Annotated in this window: 27 protein-coding genes and 1 tRNA gene; 17 read left to right on the top strand and 11 right to left on the bottom strand. The window is 39.6% G+C overall.

Features of this window, described 5'->3' with window-relative positions:
* The first annotated feature begins 19 nt into the window (after positions 1–19).
* Together RIB15_RS06750 and RIB15_RS06745 are read left to right on the top strand one after the other, a co-directional pair.
* Positions 20–1,987 (top strand): TPR end-of-group domain-containing protein, encoded by a 1,968-nt coding sequence (locus RIB15_RS06750; RefSeq protein WP_350201387.1) that lies wholly within the window; start codon positions 20–22, stop codon positions 1,985–1,987.
* A gap of 48 nt (positions 1,988–2,035) precedes the next feature.
* Positions 2,036–2,635: a Pycsar system effector family protein gene (locus tag RIB15_RS06745; RefSeq protein ID WP_350201386.1), complete on the top strand. Its 600-nt coding sequence runs from the start codon at positions 2,036–2,038 to the stop codon at positions 2,633–2,635.
* Here the strand turns inward: RIB15_RS06745 and RIB15_RS06740 are convergent.
* Positions 2,632–2,847, bottom strand: a complete 216-nt coding sequence (locus RIB15_RS06740) for a hypothetical protein (protein ID WP_350201385.1) — start codon at positions 2,845–2,847, stop codon at positions 2,632–2,634. The genes RIB15_RS06745 and RIB15_RS06740 overlap by 4 nt on opposite strands.
* 11 nt (positions 2,848–2,858) lie before the next feature.
* Positions 2,859–3,341: a hypothetical protein gene (locus tag RIB15_RS06735; protein ID WP_350201384.1), complete on the bottom strand. Its 483-nt coding sequence runs from the start codon at positions 3,339–3,341 to the stop codon at positions 2,859–2,861.
* 89 nt (positions 3,342–3,430) lie between these two features.
* Between RIB15_RS06735 and RIB15_RS06730 the strand changes: the two genes are divergently transcribed.
* Both RIB15_RS06730 and RIB15_RS06725 read left to right on the top strand, forming a co-directional pair.
* On the top strand, positions 3,431–3,889 hold the full coding sequence (locus RIB15_RS06730; RefSeq protein WP_350201383.1) for a thioredoxin family protein: 459 nt from the start codon (positions 3,431–3,433) through the stop codon (positions 3,887–3,889).
* 21 nt (positions 3,890–3,910) lie between these two features.
* Entirely contained in the window at positions 3,911–5,047 is a 1,137-nt protein-coding gene (locus tag RIB15_RS06725) for a PQQ-dependent sugar dehydrogenase (protein ID WP_350201382.1), read from the top strand.
* 221 nt (positions 5,048–5,268) lie between these two features.
* Here the strand turns inward: RIB15_RS06725 and RIB15_RS06720 are convergent, their stop codons facing one another.
* A complete protein-coding gene (locus RIB15_RS06720; protein ID WP_350201454.1) occupies positions 5,269–5,400 on the bottom strand; it encodes a hypothetical protein in 132 nt (43 codons plus the stop codon).
* On the opposite strand from RIB15_RS06720, the gene RIB15_RS06715 reads away from it, so the two are divergent.
* The 11 genes from RIB15_RS06715 to RIB15_RS06665 all read left to right on the top strand — a co-directional run bounded on the left by RIB15_RS06715 (position 5,351) and on the right by RIB15_RS06665 (position 16,040).
* The gene (locus RIB15_RS06715) at positions 5,351–7,585 is read left to right on the top strand and encodes a DNA internalization-related competence protein ComEC/Rec2 (protein WP_350201453.1); all 2,235 of its coding nucleotides are present in this window, start codon (positions 5,351–5,353) and stop codon (positions 7,583–7,585) included. The two genes, RIB15_RS06720 and RIB15_RS06715, sit on opposite strands and share 50 nt — an antisense overlap.
* 86 nt (positions 7,586–7,671) lie before the next feature.
* On the top strand, positions 7,672–7,875 hold the full coding sequence (xseB, locus tag RIB15_RS06710; RefSeq protein ID WP_044146242.1) for an exodeoxyribonuclease VII small subunit: 204 nt from the start codon (positions 7,672–7,674) through the stop codon (positions 7,873–7,875).
* 11 nt (positions 7,876–7,886) lie between these two features.
* A complete protein-coding gene (gene dxs / locus RIB15_RS06705) occupies positions 7,887–9,803 on the top strand; it encodes a 1-deoxy-D-xylulose-5-phosphate synthase (protein WP_350201381.1) in 1,917 nt (638 codons plus the stop codon).
* 2 nt (positions 9,804–9,805) lie between these two features.
* The gene (locus RIB15_RS06700) at positions 9,806–10,456 is read left to right on the top strand and encodes a hypothetical protein (protein WP_350201380.1); all 651 of its coding nucleotides are present in this window, start codon (positions 9,806–9,808) and stop codon (positions 10,454–10,456) included.
* A gap of 13 nt (positions 10,457–10,469) precedes the next feature.
* Positions 10,470–11,369 carry a hypothetical protein gene (locus RIB15_RS06695; protein WP_350201379.1) on the top strand — a complete coding sequence of 300 codons (900 nt, stop codon included), beginning with the start codon at positions 10,470–10,472 and terminating at the stop codon, positions 11,367–11,369.
* A gap of 26 nt (positions 11,370–11,395) precedes the next feature.
* Positions 11,396–12,397: a tRNA preQ1(34) S-adenosylmethionine ribosyltransferase-isomerase QueA gene (gene queA, locus RIB15_RS06690; RefSeq protein WP_350201378.1), complete on the top strand. Its 1,002-nt coding sequence runs from the start codon at positions 11,396–11,398 to the stop codon at positions 12,395–12,397.
* Positions 12,398–12,521: 124 nt separating this feature from the next.
* Positions 12,522–12,595 (top strand) — tRNA-Arg (locus RIB15_RS06685).
* A gap of 393 nt (positions 12,596–12,988) precedes the next feature.
* Entirely contained in the window at positions 12,989–13,858 is an 870-nt protein-coding gene (locus RIB15_RS06680; protein WP_350201377.1) for an ATP-binding protein, read from the top strand.
* The gene (locus RIB15_RS06675; protein WP_350201376.1) at positions 13,842–14,174 is read left to right on the top strand and encodes a hypothetical protein; all 333 of its coding nucleotides are present in this window, start codon (positions 13,842–13,844) and stop codon (positions 14,172–14,174) included. Before RIB15_RS06680 ends, RIB15_RS06675 begins: the two co-directional genes overlap by 17 nt.
* Before the next feature lie 194 nt (positions 14,175–14,368).
* Positions 14,369–14,764, top strand: a complete 396-nt coding sequence (locus RIB15_RS06670) for a hypothetical protein (protein ID WP_350201375.1) — start codon at positions 14,369–14,371, stop codon at positions 14,762–14,764.
* A gap of 1 nt (position 14,765) precedes the next feature.
* Positions 14,766–16,040: a hypothetical protein gene (locus tag RIB15_RS06665; RefSeq protein WP_350201374.1), complete on the top strand. Its 1,275-nt coding sequence runs from the start codon at positions 14,766–14,768 to the stop codon at positions 16,038–16,040.
* Between the two features lie 195 nt (positions 16,041–16,235).
* Here the strand turns inward: RIB15_RS06665 and RIB15_RS06660 are convergent, their stop codons facing one another.
* The 7 genes from RIB15_RS06660 to RIB15_RS06630 form a co-directional block, all read right to left on the bottom strand.
* On the bottom strand, positions 16,236–17,333 hold the full coding sequence (locus tag RIB15_RS06660; RefSeq protein WP_350201373.1) for a rolling circle replication-associated protein: 1,098 nt from the start codon (positions 17,331–17,333) through the stop codon (positions 16,236–16,238).
* Between the two features lie 11 nt (positions 17,334–17,344).
* Positions 17,345–17,635, bottom strand: coding sequence for a helix-turn-helix domain-containing protein (locus RIB15_RS06655; protein ID WP_350201372.1), 291 nt, complete (start codon positions 17,633–17,635; stop codon positions 17,345–17,347).
* Between the two features lie 110 nt (positions 17,636–17,745).
* A complete protein-coding gene (locus RIB15_RS06650) occupies positions 17,746–18,684 on the bottom strand; it encodes a hypothetical protein (protein WP_350201371.1) in 939 nt (312 codons plus the stop codon).
* 277 nt (positions 18,685–18,961) lie between these two features.
* Positions 18,962–19,216, bottom strand: coding sequence for a hypothetical protein (locus tag RIB15_RS06645; RefSeq protein ID WP_350201370.1), 255 nt, complete (start codon positions 19,214–19,216; stop codon positions 18,962–18,964).
* A 3-nt stretch (positions 19,217–19,219) separates the two neighbouring features.
* Positions 19,220–19,489 carry a hypothetical protein gene (locus tag RIB15_RS06640; RefSeq protein WP_350201369.1) on the bottom strand — a complete coding sequence of 90 codons (270 nt, stop codon included), beginning with the start codon at positions 19,487–19,489 and terminating at the stop codon, positions 19,220–19,222.
* A gap of 2 nt (positions 19,490–19,491) precedes the next feature.
* A complete protein-coding gene (locus RIB15_RS06635; protein ID WP_350201368.1) occupies positions 19,492–20,718 on the bottom strand; it encodes a phage integrase SAM-like domain-containing protein in 1,227 nt (408 codons plus the stop codon).
* Between the two features lie 11 nt (positions 20,719–20,729).
* The gene (locus RIB15_RS06630) at positions 20,730–21,200 is read right to left on the bottom strand and encodes a hypothetical protein (protein ID WP_350201367.1); all 471 of its coding nucleotides are present in this window, start codon (positions 21,198–21,200) and stop codon (positions 20,730–20,732) included.
* 478 nt (positions 21,201–21,678) lie between these two features.
* Here RIB15_RS06630 and RIB15_RS06625 point away from each other — a divergent pair, with 478 nt between their 5' ends.
* Both RIB15_RS06625 and RIB15_RS06620 read left to right on the top strand, forming a co-directional pair.
* Positions 21,679–22,476, top strand: coding sequence for a helix-turn-helix domain-containing protein (locus RIB15_RS06625; protein WP_350201366.1), 798 nt, complete (start codon positions 21,679–21,681; stop codon positions 22,474–22,476).
* Between the two features lie 46 nt (positions 22,477–22,522).
* The gene (locus RIB15_RS06620; protein WP_350201365.1) at positions 22,523–23,419 is read left to right on the top strand and encodes an N-acyl homoserine lactonase family protein; all 897 of its coding nucleotides are present in this window, start codon (positions 22,523–22,525) and stop codon (positions 23,417–23,419) included.
* 267 nt (positions 23,420–23,686) lie between these two features.
* Here RIB15_RS06620 and RIB15_RS06615 read toward each other — a convergent pair whose 3' ends face one another.
* On the bottom strand, positions 23,687–26,110 hold the full coding sequence (locus RIB15_RS06615) for a TonB-dependent receptor (protein WP_350201364.1): 2,424 nt from the start codon (positions 26,108–26,110) through the stop codon (positions 23,687–23,689).
* Positions 26,111–26,159: the final 49 nt, after the last annotated feature.

The following is a 26,159-nucleotide window of genomic DNA, read 5'->3' as shown; positions in this document are numbered from 1 at the left end:
AATCACAATGCCATATTAAATGGCCCAGACTAATAACATACGATTGCTCGCCGCCATCATGTTCGCCGATATTGTCGGCTACTCAAAAATGATGCAAGAAGATGAAGAAAGTGCGAAAGCAGTCAGAGACCATCAGCGCTCTGTAATCGAGGAATACCTGCTAAAGTATCATGGCCAGGTGATGCAGTACTATGGGGATGGCACACTCATTATGTTTGGCAGCGCTCTTGACGCCGTAAATTGCGCCAAAGAAATTCAGGCTGAGCTCAGAAAAGAACCAAAGGTTCCTTTACGAATAGGTATACATATAGGGGATGTTGTTTATGATGATGAGGGCATTTACGGAGATGCCGTTAATGTTGCAGCAAGGGTTCAGTCTTTGGGTATAACAGGTTCTGTTATGATTTCAGGAAAGGTTTTTGATGAAGTCAAAAACCACCCGGGTATAAGAGTAGAAGCTTTTGGTGAACACGAGCTGAAAAATATTTACATCCCAATAAGTATTTATGCACTTGCCGATCGAGGTCTCGAAATTCCCAAACAAAGTTATATCGAAGAACTTACAGGCAGTACCCAAAAGAGCATAGCTGTGCTGCCCTTTTCTAATTTCAGCTCAGAACCTGATAACGAGTATTTTAGTGATGGTATAACAGAAGAGATTATCAATACACTTACACGAGTGAAAGATTTGCGTGTAGCTTCCCGAACATCCGTTTTTGCCTATAAAAAAGTAACCAAAGACATCCGGGATATCGGTAAAGAATTAAATGTTGCTGCCATATTAGAGGGAAGCGTTCGAAAAGCTGGAAATCGAATCAGGGTGACAGCACAGTTAATAAATGCAGATGACGGCTTCCACATTTGGTCGGAAAATTTTGAAGGGGAATTAAAAGATATTTTTACCGTTCAGGACGAAATTGCCCGTAAAATTGTAGGGCGGCTGGAAGACAGCTTCACAGAACAGGATAAAGGAAGGCTTTACGAATCACCAACTCAAAATATCGATGCCTACAACTACTACCTGCAGGGACTTTTTTATTGGAACAAACGATCTCCTGAAACCGTCCGAAAAGCAATTACCTTCTTCGAAAAAGCCATCGACGAGTGCAACACGTACACCAATGCTTACTCATACCTTGCCAACTGCTATACCTATCTGGGAACTATAGGTCACATGTCAGGTGAAAAAGCTTTTACCAAAGCAGAGAAGAATGCCCTCAAAGCTATTGAGATTAATAATTCCAGAGCCGACTCTTACATTGCTCTTGGCTTTGTAAACCTGTTTTTCAAGTGGGATTTTTATACGGCCGAATCGAACCTGCGGAAGGCCATCACAATGGAACCAAATAGCAGTGAAGCCCGGCAGGCTCTCTCTTTTTATAATCGTATTGTTGGCCGTTTTGATAAAATGCTTCAACAAGCTGAGGCGGCTGCAAAAATTGACCCCCTTTCCCTCCCTGCGTTGCTTGAGCTAGGACGTGCACACTGGGTGGTAGGGAATTATGAAAAAGCCCTTAATTCCTTCAACGAGGCCCTCGATTTAGACCCTGTGTTCAGAGCTGCGCTCGAAGGAAAAGCACTCGTTTACATGAGTCAGAAAAAGTATGATAAAGCACTTAGGGCAGCTAAAAAATATATTGACCTTATTGATTCCAAGCACAAAGGTGGTTCCCAGCTGGCTTGCATCTATGCTTTAATGGGTGATAAAAAACGAACAGAAGAAAGCATTGAGTTAATTAAGAAACGTGCACAAGATCAGCCTAATCAAAACCTCACACTGGATTTTGCTATGGTTTATGCTGCCCTGGGAGATAAAGACCTGGCTTTCAAATACCTGAATAAGGCATTAAAAAACAGGCTCGGTTCACTGCTCCTGATAAAGACTCTTCCGGTAATACGAAACCTTCAAGATGACCCGCGCTTTGATGAGCTAGTAGATAAAATTGGGCTGCCCAAAGAATCTAAAGCCCACCTTAAAGCTCATTAATTCATTGGTTTTTTCGTATCTTAAATACTCACAATTCGGGAATTAACTATGTCAGACACACAACAGGAAGCCCCTCAGGCGGAAGAAGAAAAAAAAGATCTCGGCTCACGCAAACGGGGAGTTTCAGATATGTTTCGGACTTCTTACCGAACCCATATCGAATTAAGTGCCATTGCGGATAACAAATCCAATATCATGATTAGCATTAATGGCATAATCATATCCATTATTATTGCTTCTATATCTCCTAAGATAGATTCGAATCCATGGCTGCTGATTCCCACTTCTATCCTGCTGGTAACCTGTATGATTGCCCTTGTGTATTCTGTTCTCGCTGCCCGCCCAAGGGTAAGTAAAGAAGACGTCACACTGGAAGATGTGCGTTCAAACCGCTCTAATATTCTATTTTTCGGGAATTTTAATAAGCTGAACAGAGAAGATTACGTAACGGGCATGGAAGAGCTAATGACCAACAGCGAACGACTTTACGATACTATGGCCCGCGATTTATATGGCTTGGGATCAGTACTTTCAGAAAAGTACAGACTAATCAGAATCGCTTATAATGTATTTATGGTAGGGCTCGTGCTTTCCGTAAGCAGTTTTATTCTGGTTTACCTGCTTGTGTCTGGTGGTGCTGGCTTTTAATCTCCCTCTTCTTCATCAATATTTTTGTAAGCCTGGGTTATACGCTGATTCATCAGTCGCCGGTAATTTTTAAACTCATATTCACTTACCGTAAACTCAGACCGGTATTCCCCGTCAAAGCACTCTACTTTTAGCTTATTTTCTTTATCCGTTTCGGTGACTTTTACCTCTACTTCTCCCAGTCGATATGTTTGCACTACCGTATTCTTCAATGAATCACGCCCTAGTTTGCTACCTCTTTACCTTGTCTTTTAAACTTTTTATCAAGAATGTTGTAAATATCTTCCTCAGGATTTCCTACGGTTATGTTGCCATCAGCACTTGACGCCATAGCATGAGTTCCCTGCGTACTGGTATCAATATTAGTATGTACAACTTCGTCTCCAACTTTTGTAATCCTCATCACAACCTTAGCAACATTGATAGTCCCTTCTTTATTACCAACAAGATTCCGGGCATTGGAAGCCGGCATCTGAATATAACCCAGAATTTCATAGGTACTCTTGGATTCATCCCAGCCAGAACTTTCAACGTTAATTCCAGACTGTAAAAAAGCCAGCGAAGCTTGATCAGCTACATTGCTGATATCACCCAAATAGTTTCTTTCGTACCGCTCTTTACGAGCTTCATTCATTGATGCGCAGCCGGCTGCTACAAACAAAACAATACTTAATGTCAAGAAATATGAGCTATTGATGTACGTCATTTCTATATAAATTTGTTATTTTAATTTACTCTTGAAGTAAACGTTGATTGCCATCCTAAATTCTTACTTAAAATGTTAATTTCCAAAAGATGAATAAACGGTACCTTTTTGTTGTTTTTGCACTGATTTTTTTAGGGTTTTTTCTTGTGCGGTCTTTGGATCAAATTTCCAATGACGACCTGAAAGAAAGTGTAAAATGGTATACCCTTGCTGAAGCGCAATCTGTTGCAGCCTCTTCAGACAAACTTATTTTTGTTGATGTCTATGAAATTGGGTGTAAATACTGCCGGGCAATGGACCGAGAGGTATTCCCTGATTCTACCGTTCAGCAGGTTATGTATGCTAATTATATCCCCGTTCGTCTTGATGGGAATTCTACAGAACCTGTAAAATTCAACGGGCAGCTGATTCCATCTAAAGAGTTGGCTCAAAGCAAAGGTGCTTATGTTTTCCCAACGTCACTGATTTTAGATGCACAAGGAAACGTTATCAAGAAGAAAACAGGTTATATGGGCGTAGATGAGTTCCGCCAATTCCTATATCAATAATCAGCATTAACAATAAATTTTATGATGACTTTAAAAAAACTGACAAAGAACTTCTTGCCGTTTTTAACCTTACTCTTGCTCACAACCGGATGCAACAGCCAGACCAGTGATGTTAAAAGTAACCTTAACGTAGAAGCTGAGCTGGTGGTTGAAGGTATCCGAATTGGGTGGGGCATTGCCTTCCTTCCAAATGGTGAAATGCTGGTAACCGAGAAAAGTGGCGTGCTTTATCGTATTAACAACGGTGAAATTATTGCTGAAATAACAGATGGTATTCCTTCAGACCTTGATGTAAACGGACAGGGCGGGTTTCTGGACGTGAAACCCCATCCGGACTATGAAGAAAATGGCTGGATTTACTTTTCTTATTCATCCAGTGCTGGTGAAGGATCCGGCAGTAACACAAAAATTATTCGTGCTAAGTTAGATGGAAACAGCCTTACCTCTATAGAGGAAATTTATAAAGGTGAACCTAATTCAAACCGTGGCCAGCACTATGGCAGCAGAGTTGTTTTTGACGAGAATGGACACCTGTTTTTCTCCATTGGTGACCGGGGCAACAGGAGCGTTAACCCTCAAGACCTAAATCGTGACGGTGGTAAAATTTACCGTCTTAATGCTGACGGCACTATCCCTTCAGATAACCCTTTCGTTGGAAAAGAGGGCCTTGATGCCATGTATTCATACGGACACAGAAATCCACAAGGTATGGCCGTTCATCCTGAAAGTGGATTGGTTTGGGCACACGAACATGGCCCGCGCGGTGGAGACGAAGTCAATATTATTGAACCTGCCAAAAATTATGGCTGGCCTGTTATAAGCTATGGCATTAATTATGACGGAACGGAGTTCGCGGAAGACACAGCACGCGATGGCATGGAACAGCCCGTAACTTATTGGGATCCTTCAATTGCTCCTTCTGGAATGGCCTTCATAACAAGCGATAAATATCCAGGCTGGAAAGGAGACCTTCTGGTTGGATCATTAAAGTTCGCCTATATTGCTCATCTGGATTTAGAAGGCGATGAAATAGTTAATGAACAAAAACTGGTAGAAGGAACCGGAAGAATCCGAGCTATTGAACAGGGACCTGACGGATATATTTACTTTTCCGCTGAAGGGGATGGAATTTACCGGCTCATGCCTTCAAATAACTGATTTTTATAATTCTGGACTTTACAGGCCTGGTCTAACTGATCAGGCCTTTTTTGTTTGTTTGAAAATTCTGAGCAACATTCAGCCCCGGTGAACAATTTTTTTGTAAGGAATTGATTTTTTAGTGCTCTTACCTACATGGAGCAAAGAAGCACATATCGATTTCCTTTTAGCCGGTATCCGGCTGTTAGAATTGTGCTCCTGATGATTTTGGGGATTCTTATTTACCGCTTTTTCACTCCCTCTTTCCTGCTAAGTGCCGTGCTCTTTTCCTCTCTGGCAATCATTTTTGGAAGCATCGAATGGTTGAACCGAAATTCAGTCAGCTCTTTAATATCAAACATATGCATCTTCATTTTTCTTTTGTTGATCACATCATTCGGAATTTTCAGAATGGCGGTTCAATCCGAAAAATCAGACTCAGCAACAGAACAGCTCATCAGAGTTTCTGAATGGGAAGATGTGACTGTAGTTGGCTCTATTCAGTCTATATCTGTTTCCTCTGCGGGGAAAGAACGGTGGGATTTTCAGGTTGATAGTATTTATTTCGGAAACTTAGTTTCCGGTGATGATTTCCGGGCACGGATACTGGCAGATGAAGCTGCCGGAAAGGCTACTTTGGGAGATCGGGTTAAGTTTACAGGAACCATCATTCCCATTTCAGAAAAGCGAAATCCTCATGATTTTGACTACCAGGCATATTTGAGGTCCCAGGGTTTTTCTGCCCAAATAAAACTGAATAGTAGTTTTACAATCACCCCAAACAAGAACCTCTCTGAGTGGGTTTGGTGGCGCGAAAGAGCCCTGGAGTTAGTTGATAAAAACTTCGATGACCAGACAGCCCCTATTGCCAAAGCATTATTGGTTGGTTATAAACAGGATTTGGATTGGGAATCTAAAACTGCGTTTGCTCGTGCCGGGCTATCACACATTATGGCTGTCTCAGGTTTGCATGTTGGTTTTATTATCGCCCCATTCTGGATCATTATTCCCTACTTCTGGACAAAAAAGCATGGCAGTAAAATCGGGCTCATTCTTCTTATCCTTATTTTATTAGGCTATGCCGGAATCACCGGTTTTTCTCCCTCTGTAATGAGGGCATCTGTGATGGCTGGTTTTCTAACCTATGGAAAGCTCTTTCACAAAGTAAACGACTCCATCAACCTTACAGCTGCTGCAGCTATTGTTCTTTTGGTTATTAACCCTTCTCAGCTTTTTGATATCGGGTTTCAACTTTCGTTCTCAGCCGTACTAATTATACTTCTCATTCTGCCTGTTATTCAAAACCTGCTTCCATACTGGGTTCGTATCCGGTGGTATGGAAAACCGCTGATGGTAATCATTGTTTCTTTAGTTGTACAATTCGGGCTATATCCATTACAGGTTTACTACTTTGGAGAGATTTCTCTGGTTAGCCCTATAGCCAATGCTCTGTTTGTCCCTTTTCTTGGAGTTGTAGTTCCTCTTTCTTTAATAGCTCTATTCCTTACAGTATTTATTCCGATAGCAGGATTTGTACTGAATTACCCCTCCTATATTTTCCTTGAATGGATGAGTAGTTTCGTAAATATAGCTGCCGGGTGGGACTGGGCCTGGACTACAGCTTCGCTGAATAGCAGCCTGATTTTTATCCTTTGGCTGTTTTTAATTCTTGGCATTTCAGCGTGGCAAACGGCCGCATTGCGATGGAAGCTAGTCGCCGGCTTTTTAGCAACCGCCTGCCTGATGTTCTCACTCAATACAGCAAATAGACTCCTGCCAGCCAAATTGCGTGTCACTTTTTTTGATGTCGGTCAGGGAGATGCCGCCCTTCTACAAACCCCAAATAACAAAAACATCCTTATTGATGCTGGTGTATGGTCGCCGGGATATAACAGTGGCAGATCTGTTATTCTTCCTCATTTAAAAGCATCCGGGATCAAACACCTTGATGCCGTTATCCTGAGCCACCCTCATGCCGATCATATTGGCGGCATCCTCGATTTAATAGATAATATTTCTATTGGTATTATTTACAACTCAGGATATGAATACGATTCCAACCTCTATCAATCTTATCTAAGCCTGGCTGAGGAAAAGTCGATACCTATAAAATCATTGGTTTCAGGAGACACACTTGGGCTGGATCCATCCATGTTGTTTTTGATCCTTGGGCCAGATGGAAATATCTACAACTCTGATCCCAATGAACACTCCCTGATAGTAAATGTAATTTATGGTGAATCTGAGTTCCTGTTTACCGGAGATGCCGGAGAAGACCAGGAAGAAAGGTTGGTTCATGCTTACCAAAACCTGTTGGATACTGACCTGTTAAAGGTGGGGCATCACGGTAGCAGAACAAGTTCAGGAACCACTTTCCTGAATTCTGTTACTCCTGAAATAGCCGTAGTATCGCTGGCAGAACGGAATCGTTTCCGTCACCCACACCGTGAAGCCTTGGCCCGACTGCACCGAACTGATGCCCAAATGTTATTTACAAGTTTGGAAAAAGCCCTCGTTTTTGAATCTGATGGAAAATCTATTCATCGAATCCATTGGTGACACCGTATCAAAAGATGCCTTTTTGATAAAAAACCGGTATCCTTCAGGGCTAAACATTATTCAATATTACCTGACCAAAAATCTTAATGGCAGAAAAGGAACGACTTAGCTTCGAAGAGGCTTTAAAGAAATTGGAATCAATAGTGGAACAACTTGAGGATGAAGAGATTACACTGGAAGATTCTGTAAAGCTATATGAGGAAGGCGTGAAAATGTCTAAGTTTTGTACCGAAATTCTGGAACAAGCTGAACTTCGTATAGAACAAGTAAACGAAGCCAATACCCAGTAAATTTTTATCCTATGGACCAGAAACAGCCAACACCTGGAAAATTACTTGCTCAGATAAACTCCCCTTCCGACCTAAAGAAGCTTGAGGAAGATCAGCTTCAGGAAGTATGTGATGAGTTGCGCCAGTATATCATAGATATGGTGTCCGTTCATGGCGGGCACTTTGGAGCCAGCCTTGGAGTTGTAGAATTAACAACTGCCCTTCACTATGTATATGACACCCCAAAAGATCTTCTTGTCTGGGATGTTGGCCACCAGGCATATGGACATAAAATCTTAACCGGCAGAAGAGATGAATTTCATACAAACAGGCTATATGGCGGGCTTTCTGGTTTCCCAAAACGTTCTGAAAGTGAATACGACACCTTTGGCGTTGGCCATTCAAGTACTTCTATTTCTGCTGCGCTGGGCATGGCTGTTGCCCGTGATTTAGATCAATCTGACAAAAAAGTAGTAGCGGTAATTGGTGATGGCGCCATGACTGCCGGTCTCGCTTTTGAAGCAATGAATAACGCCGGTGCAATGAACAGCGACATTCTGGTAATTCTAAACGACAATAATATGTCGATTGACCCGAATGTTGGAGCTCTCAAAGAATATTTGGCTGACATTACAACCAGTAAAACCTTCAATAAGATGAGGGATGAAGTGTACGATATGCTCGGACACTTTAAATCGGCCGGTGAGAAAATGCGCAAGGTTGCCTCACGGCTTGAAAAGGCGATGACCGCCGCTCTTACTCCTGGTTCACTTTTCCGTTCTTTAGGATTTAAATATTACGGCCCAACGGATGGACATGATGTAGATGGTCTCCGGAAAATGCTCGAAGACCTCAGAGATGTGAAAGGCCCTAAATTACTTCATATCGTTACTGTTAAAGGTAAAGGATTTGCACCGGCCGAGCGTGAACAAACAAAATGGCACGCGTCCAGCAGCCCATTTGATAAAATAACCGGGAAATCCCTTTCCGCTCCTTCAAAGCCAAATCCCATCCCAAAATACCAGGATGTATTTGGCGATGCTTTGGTTGAACTTGCTGAAAAAGACGAACGCATTGTGAGCATGACACCGGCTATGCCAAGTGGCTCAAGCCTGTGGCCTATGATGAACACCTTCCCGGAACGAGCTTTTGATGTTGGCATCGCAGAACAACATGCCGTTACTTTTGCCGCCGGTTTAGCCACCGAAGGGAAAAAAGCTTTTTGTGCGATTTATTCATCATTCCTGCAGCGTGGTTATGACCAGCTGGTACATGATGTGGCCATTCAAAACCTACCGGTTGTTTTTTGTATTGATCGCGCCGGACTGGTAGGTGCTGATGGCCCTACTCACCATGGTGCTTACGACACCGCATATATGCGAGCGATTCCTAACATGATCATTTCTTCCCCGCTCAATGAGCAGGATTTACGGGATATGATGTATACCGCTTCAAAGTATGATGATGCAGCATGGGCTATACGGTATCCACGGGGCAGAGCTACGGGAATGAAGGTTCGGGAAGGATTCGAGCCTATGGAAATTGGTAAAGGTGTCAAACTGAGAGATGGCGATGATATCGCGATACTCAGCTTTGGCCCTATTGGAAAATATGTAACCGAAGCCGCTGAGACCCTCTCAAAAGAGGGTATCGAGATCGGGCATTTCGATATGCGCTATGCAAAACCTCTGGATACAGATTTGATTGACCAGGTATGTCAAGAGTATAATCACATTATCACCCTTGAAGATGGTGCAAAAATGGGTGGATTCGGAAGTGCGGTAGCTGAATATATCGCTGAGAAGGAAGAAAGACCGACGTTAAAAATAATGGGTATTCCCGATCGTATAGTAGAACACGGCACCCAGCGAGAACTCCACGATGAAATAGGAATTGGTGTTGCCGGTATCATTGAAACCGTAAAGCAAAAAGTACACGTAAAGGTTTGAAGTTGAAACACATCCACTTACTGGTTCTATCAGGTTTTATTCTGTTTTTTACCAGCTGTATAAATGATAAAGACATCCCTGTCTACGAAGAAGTTGAAGGAGTAGTGTTAGAAAATGGGCAAGCTGTTTCGAACGCAGATATTCATATTCGCAACCATTTTAACCCAGGAGGGTTTTCACAGGAAAATGCCGCCGAAGAATACACTATTAATTTCACCATCCAATCTGAAGCTGTTTATACCATTTCTTTATTCAGACACGGAGCGGACAGTATATTCTATACTTTTTTTGATGACACTCTTGCACCTGGCAATCAAGAGATAATAATCCCGGATTCTTTACTTACAAATGGTATTCTGGGCTATGAAATAGAAACCAATCAGGATCTGGTAACCAGGAATCTGTTTTTGGTAAATAAACCTGACAGTCTCTTACCCGGATCATTTCCATTTACTACCACAAATGCTTTAGGTGAATTCACTTTAAATCAAAACTACCTTGCTTTGGGACTTGGATTCAGGTCCATAGATGGCTTTTTTGAAGTTACGGATAGTCTCCAAATATATGTTGTTCAGGATAGCAGTATTCAGGCTAAACGCACTGTTGAGGTTAAACCCAACAAGAGTAATTTCTTTGAGATTGTTTTGGATTAATATAGATTGAGGTATGAATCGCTTTATTCCTCTGCTTTACATTGCACTACTCTTTTTCACAGTACTATCATGTGAATCTAATTCCGTATCGGGGGAAGACCCTGAGATAATCGAATACGAGATTATTCCATCTTTAACAGAAGTCTCGAACATTGATACTACCGTGGCTTTAGGTGTTGGTATTTATAAAGGAGATTCTTTATTAGCTATATCAAAAGAAGAAGAATACTCATTTAAACTGCCCGAAGGCCGCCACACCCTTCAATTGAAATCTTCGCTGCACCAATCAAAGGAAGTAGAGATTGTTGTTCAAGAAAGTCGCACTCCAATTGTTTGGAATGAAACCATCGAACCCATCTATGGAGTTTTCTTTCCTATGGCCTTAAACAATAAGTGGAAGTATACTTATACAGGCTATGTGCACACTGACAGATATGAAAACGAACACGAAGGAACCAGGATTGTAGAAATTACTGCCGTTAATACCGAAGGGCAGGATACGCTATTTACCTTTGTAACAACAACGACTTTCACTTCTTACCTTGATGAAGATCGGTTTAATGAAAACCAGGAAGTCGTCCGTGTTCAGGATACTACCTTCACAGAAAATTCCTTTTCATCTACTATAAGAAAAAAACCTGATAACCGACTGATTGTTGAATCAGAATTATCACCTTTTTTTGGTTTAAAAAACTGGCTTTCAGACCAGGGAGATTTTTCCTACAAACTGTATTCCTCTTACCCATTAAGCCATACTCACGGTGATACTTTGTATGCAGCGACAGGCGCAGGTCCCTACTATCCTTATATTATGATTCTAAATGGTAAGGGAATTGTGTCATACAATTACAGTTGGGGACATTTAGACCATGGTCAAGAAAAGTATCAACTTGCAGAAAGCACCATTTGGTAAAATTGCATAGCAACAATTAGTTAAGAATGAAATTTACCCTTTCTGATTTTGACTACAATCTTCCCGAAAAGCTCATCGCCCAGTCCCCGGCCCATCCCCGAGATCATGCACGCCTGCTGATTTATAACCGGGAAGACAAAAGCATAACCGATGACTATTTCTACAATATCGGCAACTACCTGCCGGATGATACCACTATGGTGGTTAATAACAGCAAAGTTGAGAAGTGCCGGCTGCTGTTTGATGACGGAAAGAAAGAGCTATTTGTAACCTCCGTCAGCAACAACAACACCATTGAAGCAATGGTGCGTCCCGGCAAGAAGTTTAAGCAGGGCAAAAAGCTTCAATTGGCTGAAGACATCTCCGCGAGAGTAATCAATATTGCCGAAGACGGATTACGAACCCTGGTGCTGTCCTGTGATATGGACGACCCAAAGCTGGAACCGTATAAATACACCCCCTTTCCTCCTTACATCGAGCAGGATGAATCTCTTTCCGATGAGTATCAAACCGTTTATGCGAAGGATTTGGGAAGTAAGGCCGCTCCTACGGCCGGTCTTCATTTCACGGATGAATTGCTTGCTAAACTGAAAGATGTAGGGATAAAGAAAACGGAAGTCACCCTGCATGTGGGACTGGGCACCTTTGCCCCGGTTAAAACGGAAAACCTGGACGAACACAACATGCACAGCGAATGGTTTCAGCTTACAGAATCCACATGTAAAGAATTGAATTCAGCCAAACATATAACGGCCGTTGGCACAACCAGTATCCGCGTTTTGGAGACCGCCTCTAACTCAGAACGAGAATTCACCCCGGAAAGCAGGGAAACCGACATTTTCATCACTCCGGGCTATTCCTTTAAAGCAGTTGATGCTTTGATTACCAACTTTCACCTTCCCAAAAGCACCCTCCTTATGCTGGTTGCCGCTTTTATGGGATTCGATGAAATGAAACGGGTTTATGAACATGCCATTAATGAAGAATACAGGTTCTACTCTTTCGGTGATGCCATGCTGATATTATAAATCAGAAGCTGATTTTAGATGTTTCTGAGTACAACTCTTCTTATATTTGATGCCCTTTTGAAATGCTGAAAGAATACTTCGACATTCAATATTGAATGTTCAGTGTTCGATATTCAAAACATCTGCGCCCGTAGCTCAACCGGATAGAGCGTCTGACTTCGGATCAGAAGGCTGAGGGTTCGAATCCTTCCGGGCGTACTTTTAAACCCTGTAAGTCATTGATTTGCAGGGTTTTGTTGTTTTATGGGTATAATATAGGTATAACATTTGTAAGGAATTGTTCTGAACTCGCTCTTACTATTAACCTTTAATAAAATTCGGGGATATTATGCCAAATTATGTAGTTAATGACAATGCTCAGAATAATGGAGACCATGAAGTTCATAAAACTTCGTGTATTTGGTTTCCCAAAATTAAAAGCTATACCAGCTTGGGTTCGCATGATAGTTGTGCAAGTGCAGTAAAAGAAGCAAAAAAAGTTTATCCCCAATCAAACGGGTGTGAAACGTGTTCTAAGCCCTGTCACACAACTTAATTTAAGTAGTAAGTAAAACCTTAAATAATCGTTACCTTTGTCAAAAAATATTTTAGATGATTGACATTGGTAATAGTTGGGATGCTTTCGAAAGAGTGAAGGAATCCATAAATAATATGCGGGCGTTATCAGTATTACCAGATGGCGCTGAGGTTACTTTTAATTCTTGCGGTTTTGCTCGGCCAATTTCAATTGTTCCTCTATCAATAATGGGTCTTTCGAAGAATTTATCTTTTTCTGACATTCCTGGATATTTAGGCACTATTGGGTTTCCTAGCGGACAAGAGGTAGAATATTATACTGATAATAACGGAACCTATTTACCTCTTACAAGAGCTGATTTAACAAATTTGGACTATGAGGGCAAAGAACAGAAGTTAAGATCACTATCTGATATTTATATTTCCCTTTTAGAAAGAAATATAATTACAGATAAACAATTTCTCCAAAGAATAGGGAAAGATGTATCAGCTTTATTAATTACAGAAATGATTGATAATATATTTGAACACTCAGAAGCATCAACTAGTATTATATTTTCACAGTATTGGCCGGGAAATGATTCTTGTGAGATTTGTTTAGCTGATAATGGTATAGGTATGTATGAGTCTTTATTAAATGCTGGGAGAAATGTTGAATCTGAAATTGATGCTATGCAAAAAGTAATAGAAGAATTTCTATCTGCAAAAGATGAATTTGGCTCGACCAAAAGGGGTACAGGTATTAGAAACGCAATAAATCTTTTATCAAATAATGAACTAAACGGGTATTTTTGCGTTATAAGTGGTACAGCAGGTTATTATGTAGATAGCCAAGGCCGAAAAACCTTCCTGAATTTGCAAAATCTTGATTGGAATGGTACTATTGTAAACATGGGTTTTACTAAACCCGCACAAAAACTAGATATCTATGAATATATTCGCTAAACATATCGATCTTAGTAAGAAGCTTAATGTAAGCGTTTTGAGTAATAGAGCGACAGCACGCACTTTATATAATAAAGAGATTAAAAAGACTCTTTATCCTAATGTAGTCATTGATTTTAAAGATATTGAATTTGCTTCTAGGTCTTTTTTAGATGAACTAAATTCTTTATTAGCTGAAAAAAGGTTTAGTAATATTCATAAGATGAATATGAATCATCAAGTTTCAAAAATGGATAAATTAGTATCTAATAAAAGTGAAATTGTTAGAGAAGATTTTAAACAAAAAAAATCAGAAGCAGATTTAATGACTGTTTAAAAATTTACTAAACTAGATTATAAACCCTGTAAATCATTGATTTACAGGGTTTTATTGTTATATAGGTATAACAAATATTGGATTTTAGATGTTTTTTTAATCGTTGAAATCTAATAATTTGATATAGATGACAACTATCTATTACATCTTAGGAACCATATAGGATCATTAGATAAAATAATTTATACTAGCGAATGGAGTTAAAGTACGAGCAGGAAGTTGACCACTGTAATTTGGATGACTATTCACCAAAAGATCGTGAGGCATTTAGATGGGTTTTTGATGATATAAACCATCCGAATAATTTTCTTCCTCCCATTAAAATTACTCCAGAAAGAGATAAGCGGGACTGTGGGCTTTGGGCGGTATCTTTTTTTGATACAATTGAACAAGCAAAAAGCCGGTTTAAAGAAATTACAAAAGACAAAACGTATCTATATAAGAAGTTGGGTCAAAATGTAGCTAACGGCAACTTAAGTGTGGATGATGGCATTTCATGTGACTCTAATGAACAAGGACATTTTGACCTTCATGAGTATGTTGGAGTTGATTTAAGTAGTAAATTCGCCATTGTTGACTCATTAATTTAAAATGCAAGAAATAAAAGCCTTAACGGTTGAGGTATTACCTTATAGTGAACTAGTAAGGGTAGGAACTTTATTGTTTGAAGAATTCCCCTCAACAGTTGTTTATAAATCAAAAGATGGCTTTCCTATTGTAAGGGAGTGGTTAGATTGTAGCGATGACGGCAAAACAGATAGGTATTACTTCTTTAAAACGAATAACTACCTATTGTTGAACTTTATAAATGGAGAGATAAGTCATCGTCAGCTTATGCTCAATCCGGTAGATGGTTTTGGCTTCTTTGTAGATAATGGAGGGGAAGAGGATAAAGTTGTAATTGCTAATAAGACTGAATTCCCAGACGATTATTTGCCAAGATATGATGTTTATGCAGATCGAGAAAATATTGTTGATTACGAAAAAATATTAAAAGAATTCAACCGTGAAAAGCTTAGTAGTACTAATATAAATGACTACATCCATAAAGCCGTTAGTTATGAATCAAACTCTGAGACCTTCAACCTTCATTTATTAGCAGGTGAAGGGGTTAAGTATGGTACAATAGATACAGACCTGTTAGGAGTTGCAATTACTGAATTTGACAAGGTTTATAGAGAAATAGCTTATGATACTTATCTAGGAAAGAATAGAGGTAAAATATCTTCCAAAACCGATAAGCATAGAGAAGTAATTCAGTTTGCAAAAACAGAGGTATTCCATAATGCGGCTGCTTCATATAGTATATTCTTAAGACCAAAATTTTCACAGCCTTCATTTTTTGACAAGTCATCAACTACCGAAGCAATAGCAGAAAAAATCTTTATGCTATTTAATGAAAGTATTTCTAAAGAGAATAACATTGAGGTATTTCAAATCCTTAGCGACTATTCTATCTCATCCTACATCGATTTTTTAGATGAAATAATTAAACGTGATTTAAAACTAGACATAGGTTGGTTGAAGCCACAAACAGGAACACATTATAAATCCAATTTCAGTCTTCTAAGGGCAGATAGAGCAAAAAATAAAATTACAGATCTCTCATTTACAGATAGTGATCAATTCGATGTAAATGGTAGATTTACAGCCTTAAATTGTAATACTGGCCACTTTAACTTCGAGTCAACTAAAAACGAATTGTTTAGCGGTTATTTTGACAATAGGATTGAAGATTCAATAGTGAGATTGAACTTCAGGGATTTATATAAGATACATATAGAAAGGAAGATTGAGAAAAAGCCAGGTATTAGAGATCCCAAGATCGAAGACACACTTATGTCACATTTTATGATTGAAGAATAGGTGTTGGCGAAATATGGGACTATAAACAAGCCCGCTCGCTGCTTCACCACCTTTTCGTGCCCTTAATCGGGCATTTTTTGTATCTGTGATTACTTATAGTAAAACGTCCATTTACTATAATCATTAATGCACAAAAGGCGTGCAACGGTGTGCACGCCTTTAAAGCTTTGATAGTTCTATGGTAAGCAACTTACATCAGTACACGTCTTTCACCCAATCGATGGCATGAGTGAAAAAGCTCCAGTGGCCAAATACCACTAAGTTCATTGGCTGAGTAGCCATTTTCTGCATTCTTTTCTGACCTTTTAAAAATCGCTTAACTAACCTTCTAAAATGAATAAGCTGTTTTTTGGTTAGCTCTACTTGCTTTAAAACTACATCTCCCCAATTCCTTGAACACCCCCACAATCTTCCCTGATTTTCGGGAATATCATCGTCACTCTTTGCAATGTATTTCGTTAAATATCTTCCACCTTTTAGACTAAACATTCGGTCAACTGATGTCCCAACTTTTGAATGATCTATTAGTTTAGTATCCCAAAATCGTTGAGCAACCTCATACCAGTTTTGCAAAATCCACTTTCGAACATCTACTATATTTTGATCTTCAGGTAAGTACATCATTAAATGATAGTGAGGTGCTCCACGTCCTTGAAACTCTAACCGCCAAAGATACTCTATCTCTTCACTGTACTTTCTTTTGCAACGCTTCAAAAATGCGTCTAAATCTGCTTTGTGTTCTTTTCCGTCTGCAGGATATCTGGACGGGTAGGTAAGCACTACATGAAAGAATTTAGTGATGTCATCGGGATTACACTGGTTAACCCGAATCAATAACCGCCTTCTTGAATTCTTTGTTAGCCCTTTGATATCCCCTTTTCTTCTTTTAGGTGGTTCGTTAGCATAGTCATCATCTACACGCTTAAAGAATGCTTTACCTGTCTTTTTGTATTGATGATTAAAATTAACGTTATCCGTTATTCGCTCACTTGGTCTTTCTTGTCGTTGGAGCTCATCCCGCAGTTTTCCAAACTTCTGAATATCTGTTAACGGGTCTAATGTAATCTTACAGCTATTCCCGTGAACCTCAATTAACCCCTTCGAATGGTAATCGTTATGCTTGGCTTCATAATACGGACGTTTAAAAGTATTTAGCAGTTCAAACTGCCTGCGCTGTTCCTCACTGACGCAGTAAAACTGTTTCTGATACCGTTTTATATCCTTTCTTATTAACGATTGTATTTCTGGACTTTCGAGTTGAAAATCAAAATCATCTATGACTGATTGACTCATAACAAATGGCCTTAATCAATCCGGATTTTATTTTCTTCCAGGTACTGCTCAATGTCTTCCATTTTGAACAGTACGCTTCGACCTTCTTTGATATATGGCAGACCTTGTTCTTTTCTCAGGTAGTATATCTTGCCTCTTGACCAGTCGGTAAGCTCTTCTAGTTCTTCTGTTGTGATGAATTCCTTTCGGTTGGTCTTGCGAATAACCGCAGGAAGTTTACTCTCGAATACGTTTAAGAGTACCCGTTCTACTATCGTCTCGATTCGCTGTAACAGGTCGTCTATAAATGAATCAAAGTTCATAATGGTCTCCTTCTAATTTTAAGTTCGAAGGAGAAGCTAACACCATTAATCAACAAACGTAAGAAACACAGTAACTTAACATGACTTAACTTACTTAAATCAGATTCTACTTAGGTTAAATCATTTTTTTCAAGTAATGAACTTACCTTTCGAGCCAACACCGTATCATCTTTGTAGGTGTCCTTATTAATTTTTTCAACTTCTGATGAATTGATAAGTAGCTGGACAATTCGAGCGTATTTAATTTTTCCTTTCTTTTTAGGTGAGTTCCATATTAACCGCTTGTAATCATCGTGGCCTTCTTTGGCTTTCTGCACCCAATCAACAATAAATGACTCTATGTATTCATCGCTTACTTTTTCAGGTCTTCCCCCTTTATCAACTTGCTCCTGCTGTTCTTTTCTTTCCTGCTCTTCTTGTTTTATCTGAACTTCTTTTTGAACAAACCGATCTTCTTCAATCTTTTTATCTAACCCCTCTTGAAGTATCAGCTCTGTTAGGTCTTTTGTACGTTCATTCAAATAATTGATCTTATCAAAATGAATGATGGCCTCTCTTAAATCCTTACCGTCTCTCTCTAACTTTGCGAACGTTACCTGTTTAAAGTAGTCCATATTTTCATCGACGTAATGAATTAGGCTTGCCAACTGAAAAGAAGACCAACTCTCATACTGTTCTAAAAAGTCTTCGAAGTTTATTCGGGGATAGGATTTATTGAGTTCATTAACTTTTTGCTCATCCTTATCATCTTTTTCCCGATATGGCTGGAATTCTTTTATAAACTCAATCCCATTCTTAAACCACTTTTCATGGTGGATGATCTTCTCTAATGAATCTTCCCGTTCCTTGGCAGTTTCTTTGATGAATTTTTTTAATTCATTAAACGTGGCTGTGAACCCGTTCTTTTTTACCGAGTCCGAATACATTCCAAAGATTAATTCATCCCCTTTTGATGAATAACCATCTGGATTAATGGAAAATGCTTTCTTGCTCACTTTAGGGTAGAAAGGAATATTAGCTTTAAACCCTTCATTATCTTTTTTATTCATTACAGCTTACTTCTGGTGAATTTCATTTTCTATTTTATTCATTAATTCCTTTAAGAAACCAATTCTGACTTAACTTTCTGAATCCCGTTAATGAGTTATCATCGAATTAATGAATTCCCCGATCAATTTTAATGAATAATGCTTAAAGAAATGAATTTGCGCTTAATTCATTTAGCATCGGTTTCTAATGAATTAATTCATTAACCATTTTAAGCTTTTTCCTTTAAGATTCGGTAACTGGCTTATATTTACGGGTAGCTAATGATTCAACTATATGTTAATCATTAAAGAGGCTCTGTATATAGGGTTCAATAGCTGTTATTCCAATATGATCTGTGAGCAGTAATATTAAGATTAAAAGTAAAGCCACATTCACAACAATCACCCAATAGAATAAAGCCGGTGAATCTTTCTTCTTAAATTTCCCATTAAGAGTGATCACCACTTCATTTCGTAATTGGTAGGTAATAAATACCGCCAAAACAACTATGAACAGTCCGATTAGTAATACGTTAAGAATTGATTCTGGCATAAATTATTCATTAAAACCGGTATCAAAAAACCCACCTACTTCCGTGATGTCCATGAAATGAGTTACTGTTAATACACTGCTAACTAGTAGTACAAATAGTACAGCATAACCAAAATTAATGGTTAATTGAAAATAGACCGGCTTTTCATCTTTTGTTACCCATCCTACGAAAGGCATAAATACTACGCCTCGTTCTAAGTGATACCAAAGGATGAACCCCATAAAGATCGATGATAATACGTGCTTTACAAGTGATAAGATTAATTCAGACATAACTATTCATTAAATAAAGCATCCATTTCCGAATCCAGTAGCTCTTCATCAAACGACTTTAAATACGATTCAGTCGTGGCCAAATCGTAATGAGCCAATGCTTTGGAAATCGCATACACACCCATTCCACTTTTTAAGGCATAGTTAGCAAAGGAATGCCGTGCAATATGCGTGCTGAGCGTTAAATCAATCTCTGCTTTCTTGGCGATCTTTTTTAAATCCTTATTTGCTATCGCATTTTTACTCTGCTTTTCCCGATCAAAGATTAACGGGTCATTCACGTTTTTCCCCGTATCGAGTATCGGGAATAAATACGACTCATCTTCCATCTGACCGTAATTATACCGTTCCAGTATTTCATAGGAATCATCCCGAAGCTTGATATTCTTGTATTTCGGTTCGGCATTTGAGGTGGTTTTACTCATCACGTATTTTAAACGGCCATCTACGATATTTTTCCGTTTAAGAAGGCATAAATCCCCGAAACGGATTCCGGCATTATAGAACGAAAACAGGAAGTAGTTTCTCGTATGCCAAATCGAAGAACCTTTCGGCAGATCAAGTTTCTCTATCTTTCGGATTTGCCCGATACTTAGCGCTTCCTTTTTCGGTTTCTGATAGGCAGGGAGTTTGTATTCATCAAATGGATTCACCGTGAGAATCCCATCCCGTTTCGCCCGTTTCAGCATATGTGATAACCGTTGGAACTTCTTCCGAATGGTATTGGAAGCATTCGACTGCTCAGTTTTCAGGTAGGTCGAGAAGTCATCGATAAACTGGTGGTCGATTTCCTGAATCGGAAAAGATTCGTCTTTCTTAAATGCTTTTATCTGATTCAGGATGACTTTCGCATTCTTTGCCCTTCGTACCGAACCCATAGCGAATAAGTCTTTAATGTATTTATCGGCATAGGTATAGAAATCTTTTCGGTCTTGCCCTTTCAGAAGCTGAATAACTCGTTTTGCATTGAGACGGTCTTGTTCTTTGAGTTCCAGAATAGCATCATGAGCCTGACCGCTGATTCTTAACAGTTCTTCATTGAGTACATCCCACCTTCGATGAGAACGACTTACCTTTTGTTTATTTCGGTTCCAGTCTTTCGGTTTGAGGCTAATCCCTAAACTCATCCAAGCCGGTTTCCGGTCATAGGTTATTCGCAGGTAAAGAGGGGCTTCACCGTTGGCATCTGCTTTCTGATCTCGTAGTTCGAAGTTTATTGTTGCGTTCATCTTAGAGGCTATTAAATCTTATTTGGTTTTAAATCATTTCTTAGATGATCAAATAACTTCTTAGCTGTAGTTGTTACTAATTTAGCATCCTTAGGTGTTAATAAACCTTCTCCTCCTGCTCGTAATAGGTCGATCTCAAATGAGAATTGCTGATAAGCTGAGATACTTTCATCGCTCATATATGTTGAGCCAACTGTCATATACCATAGATTAACTATGTCAGCATCCGACTCAAGGTCACCAACCATTAAGTTATGGCCATCATCTATGTAACTTTCATAGTTTAATAATTTTGACAAACCCTTAAGAGCTCTAGGATACACCTCGAATCGTGATTCAACCAATTTTAGTAGATAGCTTTTTTCGTATTCTCGTTTAATATTTTTGACTTCATTCTCTGTCTTTTTCCAATTTATATATACAGAAAAAGTGCTGGGAATTAGAGCTACTAGAATTGTCGCCAAAAAACTTTCAATTGTCATAATATGTCTTTGATTATTAGGTATAACATAGGTATAACAAATTACTGAAATAAGCAAAACAAACTTTGTTCATTAAAGGCTAAAATAGCCTTATCAACCTTTTAAACGTCATTAATAGATAAGCGACGTTTAGTCATGATTAATTTTCGAATCCTTCCGGGCGTACTTATTATAGGCCGTTAAGTTGCTAATTTACAATACTTAACGGCCTGTTTTATTTTTAGCTTGGCCAACATATGGCAAACATTTTCACTTAAATGCACTTTATTGCTACTTAGATTTTTTTACCAACGAATATCAATTAAAATGGAACTATACAAGAGATTTGGACTCCAACTCTTGAATTTAAGCGTCTCAAGAATAAGTAGGTATTTTTTGATACAGTGAGCTGAGGGCTCTTAAAAATTCTCGTATTCAGTGAGCTCTTCATCCTACTTAATTAGGGATTTTATATATATTCTCAGTAGTTGATCATTGAGTGATTATTAATAGTAAAATAAAACCCGAAGACGTTTTCGGAAAAACAACACAAAATATCTACTGTATATTAGATGATTGTCTGATCTTTCAGGGGCGACATGGCAGATCTGAAATGCATGCTCATCACTATGTTCAATATGGCCTGAGTAAATCTGATTCTTTTAAACTCAGTTCCAAAGAATGGTTTAACTCAAAACATGTAAATTCCTTTATTGTACCTGGTGACATACCTCATCAGGTTGAGTTAGACGGTTCAGAGAAGGTGCTTATGGTATGGCTGGATCCGGAATTTTCAATCAAAAGGTCAATGCCTGATTCACAGGTCATAAAGACCTCTTTAGGAGATCTTGAATCTAATTTGAAACCATTTACAGAGCAAACATTGAATTGTGATACAGCCCATCAAATTCGGGAACTAATTACAGGCTGGCCTGCAGCAGATTCAATGGATAAATTAGACGACCGGATCACTGAAAGTATTAACTGGATTAAAGAGCATTTAAGCGATCAAACTATTACGGTAGAACAATTAGCTGAAACTGTTTATATAAGTCCAAGTAGATTGATGCATTTATTCTCTGAGCAGATAGGTATTCCGATTCGGAAATATATTTTATGGCAGCGACTGCGGCACGCACTTCTCAAGCTCGCTAATGGGGAATCAATTACCGAGGCTGCATACTCCGCGGGTTTCACGGATTCCCCACATATGAACAGGGCATTTAAATCAAATTATGGCATTACTCCTTCAAAAATATTTAAGAACAGCAGGTTCATACAAGTGATTGGCTGCTGACCTGTATATCCTATAACTGAACACTTAACTAGTTATAGGAGTAATTATGGAAATTTATCCACTACAAACAGGATCTGTTAAGGTAAAAAGAGCTCAGAAATCACGTGAAAAGGGAGGAATGCTTCGTGTAATCGCTTCCGATGAATGGACTATTTGGTTACCAATTTATGCCTGGTTGATCAAACATCCTGAAGGAACATTTGTGATCGATACCGGAGAAACATCTAAGACCTCGCGTGCCGGATATTTTCCCAAATGGCATCCCTATTACCGATATGCGGTTAAAATGGATGTAACGAGAGAAGAGGAGATTGACCATCAATTAGCCCGTTTTGATGTAGATCCTAAAGAAGTAGATACAGTAATACTCACCCATTTTCACACAGATCATGCAGGGGGGCTGTATCATTTTTCAAACAGTAATATTCTGGTGCCAAAAACAGAATATCAGAATGCTAAAGGTACGTTAGGTAAATTGAGAGGATACTTACCTCAACATTGGGAGAACTGGTTTCAGCCAAATGAGGTCGAATTTCGAGATCAGGAATTTGGTCCATTTACACGATCATTTCCTGTAACCAAAGATGGAAGCATTATGATTGTTCCAACCCCGGGGCATACTCCTGGTCACGTTTCAGTGGTTGTCGATACCGGAAATGAGAAAATATTCCTGGCTGGAGATACCAGTTATACAGAGGAGCTTTTATTAAAACTTCAACCGGATGGCGTAAGTCCAGACACAAAACAAGCGGTTAATACGCAAAAGAAGATTTTGAGATTGGCAGAACAAGGTCCAGTCATATATCTACCTTCACACGATCCTAAATCAGCTCACAGGTTTAAAACACACAAGGTGTTACAGGTTCCGAGTAAATTGAGAAATAGTAGTTCAAAATCAGACAATATCATTTACTCAATACCAATGCCTTCGTTTATAAAGTAACATGAAAATTAAGTAGATTAAGTTGGTTTGTTGGAAAGATGGGATGATATTTATTCCAAATTTCCGGCAAACAAATCTTTCATTTACCTACCCTTTGCCCACTTAAACAGAAAACCAAACCGGCCTCAAGGTATCATTAAAGCGCATTTAAGTGTAATAAAATGAACACTTTTACTTTCTTCCGGGCGTACTTTTAAGCCGATTGCCTCAAAGCTTTCGGCTTTTTCTTTTAGCTACAGAAAAGGGTTAAACACGTTCATTAAGCCTTCACCTTCTGCCTCTTCTATCATCATCATTCCCTCCGAAATTGTATCGGAAATTCACGCGGAATTGTCGGCTCGACCAGCTGTACTGACTGTTACGGTATAAATTGGGTTCTATAATTTCACGGTCACTATTCCGGGAGTTGAACACATCCCTGACATTCAGAGAGATGTTTGCCCGGCCATCCATTAGCTCCTTTGACAATCCTGTTCCCACAAAAGATCGGCCAGCTCTTCGGCCCTGGGTAGTTTGCTCGGCCCCGCGATAGGATAAATAGCTTTGGAAGTTCCACCCATCCAGAAATTGCCACCTGATTCTCAACCGGCTGGTAAAAGACTCTGACTCACTGGTGTATAAAATTCCTTCAAACTCTCCTTCCCTGCTCGATTGATAAATATTCAGGCTACCGGAAAGCTGCAGTCCTTCAAACAGATCCTGATCTGCAGAAAACTCAACACCCCAGGCATCTTCCGAAGCAAGATTAAAAGGCCGTTCAACATTAACAGGTTGCCCATTAATAATTTCCGTGGTCTCAATATCTTCGATTACCTGCGTTCTGTACCGGTAGTAAACACTGGTCAATACCGACCCTGTTTCCCAGTATCGCAGATAGCCCAGCTCAAATGAATTCCCAAACTCTGGCTTCAGGTCTGGATTACCAATTTCGCGCTCCCGTTCATTTTGGATTTCTGTAAACGGCAGCAATTGTCCAGACCATGGGCGCGAAATCCTGCGGCTGTAACTTGCCTGAAAGGAGTTTAGTTCGTTAAGTGTATAAGAGAGAAACACGCTCGGAAACAAATTCGTGTAATTCTGTGAGCTTTTATTGCCTGACTGATCCAGTTCCGATTCAATTCTTGTATTCTCAGCCCTTAACCCCACCTGATAGGTAAAAGGCTCCAGCTCCCCGTTAAAAATGGCATAGGCTGCATTCACATTTTCCAAATACCGGAAGTTATCAGCAGCACCGATGTTTTCTTGAGAACGGACCCACTCCCCATTTTGGAGTTCCTCCACTATATAATCATTATCCTGCCAGTCGTAATTGAAACGAAGTCCGGCTTCAAGTTTGCCTGCATCTCCCAGACCGCGTTCATAATCAACATCAAGCCTGGCTTCACGATACGTTTCATCTCCATTGGTCCGCTGCTGAACAGAGTTGCCTGCCCCTTGCTGTATAAATTGTTCAAAGTCTACTTCTTCTCCTTCTTCTCCGAATTCAAAGTCCAGATCGGCTACCAGCTTATGGTCATTCTCATCACTGAATGTTTTTTCATATTGAGCCCGGATATCAAAATCGCTCTCCCGTTGTTCCTCAATTACATCCCGTGTTGTTTGCCGCACAACTCCCCAGTTATCCGATATGGATTGATAGACCTGATCATTGGTTGGGTCATAATCAATGTAGTTCAGGTCCCGGTCTTCGGTTTGATTTTCAAGGCTTATCCGTGTTGACAGAGTTAATAATTGCTCAGCAGGTAAATAAATATCTGCGCCAAAGTTTATGTTAGCCTCTCTTTCGGTCTCATCTGTATCCACCAGTTCACGATATGCATAGGTGGTATCGCTGCTAAAGCTTTGGAATGTACTCCCGGATTCCGGCTCACTGCCATATTCAACCTGGGCATTCATAAACCAGTTGACCTTGTTTCTCTGGTAATTCAGGTTTGTACCTATCCCATATTCCTGCGGGTAACTGGCCTCAGCTCTTACGCTTCCATTAAAGCCAAGGTTTGCATCATCAATTAAAATTATGTCTATGATACCACCCGTTCCATCAGCGGAATATCTTGCTGATGGATTTGTAATAATTTTTACTTCCTCAATCATGCTGGACGGAATACTGCTCAGTGCATCCGTTCCATTTCGCACCAAATTTGACGGACGGCCGTTGATTAGAATCTGAACTCCCTGGTTTCCACGAAGGCTTACATTTCCTTCAAAATCGGTAGTGATAGAAGGCACATTGTCGAGAACATCCAAAGCCGAACCACCAAGGCTGGTGACATCGTCCTGCACGTTAAAGCTTCGGCTATCGAAATTCATTTCCATGTATGACCGCTCTCCCTGAACTTCAAGATCACCTAAACTTTCCTGAGCAGGCATCAATTGTATGATTTCCAAGTCAAGGTTTTCTCCTTCAATAAGCTCTATTTCCCGGGTGTATTCCTGAAAAGAAAGGAAGCTAATCTCAAGATTATACGTCCCTGGTTCTGCTTCAATGATAAAATTACCTTCGGTTGAAGTCGCTGTTCCTTCAACAATTGAATCACTCGCGGGTCGATATAAGGCTACAGTTGCATTAATTAAAGGACTGGATTCATCATCTACAACAGTTCCGGAAACAGTTGTGGTCTGAGCTTGTAACAACCCGGCAAAACCAAATTGAATGAAAGAAATAAATGTAAGAACGATGAGTTTTTTCATGATTATTAGATTAATGCCCTGATTGAATAGTCTGTCTGTGTAATGAAAA

The organism is Gracilimonas sp., assembly GCF_040218225.1.
GTDB lineage: Bacteria > Bacteroidota > Rhodothermia > Balneolales > Balneolaceae > Gracilimonas.
This window is presented reverse-complemented; position numbering and strand designations above follow the sequence as displayed.

Bases quoted from the DNA above. Each gene is read 5' to 3' on its own strand.
- RIB15_RS06695 (WP_350201379.1), top strand. From the start codon at position 10,470: ATGAATCGCTTTATTCCTCTGCTTTACATTGCACTACTCTTTTTCACA.
- RIB15_RS06640 (WP_350201369.1), bottom strand. From the start codon at position 19,489: ATGTCTGAATTAATCTTATCACTTGTAAAGCACGTATTATCATCGATC.
- RIB15_RS06745 (WP_350201386.1), top strand. From the start codon at position 2,036: ATGTCAGACACACAACAGGAAGCCCCTCAGGCGGAAGAAGAAAAAAAA.
- xseB (WP_044146242.1), top strand. From the start codon at position 7,672: ATGGCAGAAAAGGAACGACTTAGCTTCGAAGAGGCTTTAAAGAAATTG.
- RIB15_RS06670 (WP_350201375.1), top strand. From the start codon at position 14,369: ATGGAGTTAAAGTACGAGCAGGAAGTTGACCACTGTAATTTGGATGAC.
- queA (WP_350201378.1), top strand. From the start codon at position 11,396: ATGAAATTTACCCTTTCTGATTTTGACTACAATCTTCCCGAAAAGCTC.
- RIB15_RS06720 (WP_350201454.1), bottom strand. From the start codon at position 5,400: ATGAAGATGCATATGTTTGATATTAAAGAGCTGACTGAATTTCGGTTC.
- RIB15_RS06660 (WP_350201373.1), bottom strand. From the start codon at position 17,333: ATGAGTCAATCAGTCATAGATGATTTTGATTTTCAACTCGAAAGTCCA.
- RIB15_RS06630 (WP_350201367.1), bottom strand. From the start codon at position 21,200: ATGACAATTGAAAGTTTTTTGGCGACAATTCTAGTAGCTCTAATTCCC.
- RIB15_RS06635 (WP_350201368.1), bottom strand. From the start codon at position 20,718: ATGAACGCAACAATAAACTTCGAACTACGAGATCAGAAAGCAGATGCC.
- RIB15_RS06665 (WP_350201374.1), top strand. From the start codon at position 14,766: ATGCAAGAAATAAAAGCCTTAACGGTTGAGGTATTACCTTATAGTGAA.
- RIB15_RS06725 (WP_350201382.1), top strand. From the start codon at position 3,911: ATGATGACTTTAAAAAAACTGACAAAGAACTTCTTGCCGTTTTTAACC.
- RIB15_RS06735 (WP_350201384.1), bottom strand. From the start codon at position 3,341: ATGACGTACATCAATAGCTCATATTTCTTGACATTAAGTATTGTTTTG.
- RIB15_RS06615 (WP_350201364.1), bottom strand. From the start codon at position 26,110: ATGAAAAAACTCATCGTTCTTACATTTATTTCTTTCATTCAATTTGGT.
- RIB15_RS06750 (WP_350201387.1), top strand. From the start codon at position 20: ATGGCCCAGACTAATAACATACGATTGCTCGCCGCCATCATGTTCGCC.
- RIB15_RS06675 (WP_350201376.1), top strand. From the start codon at position 13,842: ATGAATATATTCGCTAAACATATCGATCTTAGTAAGAAGCTTAATGTA.
- RIB15_RS06620 (WP_350201365.1), top strand. From the start codon at position 22,523: ATGGAAATTTATCCACTACAAACAGGATCTGTTAAGGTAAAAAGAGCT.
- RIB15_RS06655 (WP_350201372.1), bottom strand. From the start codon at position 17,635: ATGAACTTTGATTCATTTATAGACGACCTGTTACAGCGAATCGAGACG.
- RIB15_RS06730 (WP_350201383.1), top strand. From the start codon at position 3,431: ATGAATAAACGGTACCTTTTTGTTGTTTTTGCACTGATTTTTTTAGGG.
- RIB15_RS06650 (WP_350201371.1), bottom strand. From the start codon at position 18,684: ATGAATAAAAAAGATAATGAAGGGTTTAAAGCTAATATTCCTTTCTAC.
- RIB15_RS06680 (WP_350201377.1), top strand. From the start codon at position 12,989: ATGATTGACATTGGTAATAGTTGGGATGCTTTCGAAAGAGTGAAGGAA.
- dxs (WP_350201381.1), top strand. From the start codon at position 7,887: ATGGACCAGAAACAGCCAACACCTGGAAAATTACTTGCTCAGATAAAC.
- RIB15_RS06645 (WP_350201370.1), bottom strand. From the start codon at position 19,216: ATGCCAGAATCAATTCTTAACGTATTACTAATCGGACTGTTCATAGTT.